The organism is Bartonella sp. AP19HLJMH, assembly GCF_042196245.1.
Classification (GTDB): domain Bacteria; phylum Pseudomonadota; class Alphaproteobacteria; order Rhizobiales; family Rhizobiaceae; genus Bartonella.
The window spans coordinates 1-621 of sequence record NZ_JBHIPX010000096.1 but is presented as its reverse complement, the minus strand read 5'-3'; the positions used below and the strand labels follow the sequence as shown (position 1 = coordinate 621).

Sequence of the window (621 nt, the reverse complement as noted above, 5' to 3'; positions counted from 1 at the left end):
TTCACATCCAGCTGTGATGAGCCCTGTGCAAAGTAGCAATGTTGTTATGAGAACTTTATTCATCAATATTTCCCCTTCTTTCTTTCAGTTTTACAAGTTTTGAGCACAATCTTTAAATTCTGCTTGTGTTATCGGTTTTTATAACCAGTGATGATAAATCTAGAGCACAGACATAATGTTGCCATAAATCTATTGTATAGTCTGTAAGGTTCTTTAAGTTGAGCAGCTAAAGCGCAATAGCGATGTGTAATGGCGCTATCCATTGTTTTTGTAAGGGGATCCATCAACATATCATCTATGTCAGTAAATACGCCTTTCGTTATTATTGCCATTTAGATGCTCCGCTCTTCATTATGTCTTAATTATTATTCTGTTGTTCTTCTGCCGCGCGCTCTTTTGCTCTTCGTTCTTCTTCAGCGCGTCGCTTTGCTTCTTGTTCAGCTAATTTTTTTTTAGTGTTAGCTTCCATTTTTTTTAGTCTGGCTCTCATTTCAGCTATATCTTCTTCTTCTCTTTTACGATTTTCTTCTGCAATTTTACGACTTCTTTCTGCTGCTTGTGCCTGACGTTCCTTATCAAGTTCTAAAAATGCTAACCGCATGTTTTCACAATTTTTTGAAG

1 protein-coding gene and 1 pseudogene are annotated in these 621 nt (G+C 36.6%); both read right to left on the bottom strand.

The window, feature by feature from the left end; genetic code table 11:
* Positions 1–128: 128 nt before the first annotated feature.
* Complete coding sequence (locus ACFINR_RS09570) at positions 129–332, bottom strand: hypothetical protein (protein ID WP_375632008.1); 204 nt, start codon at positions 330–332, stop codon at positions 129–131.
* A gap of 26 nt (positions 333–358) precedes the next feature.
* Positions 359–621 (bottom strand): annotated as a pseudogene (locus ACFINR_RS09565) (hypothetical protein); the annotation flags it as partial.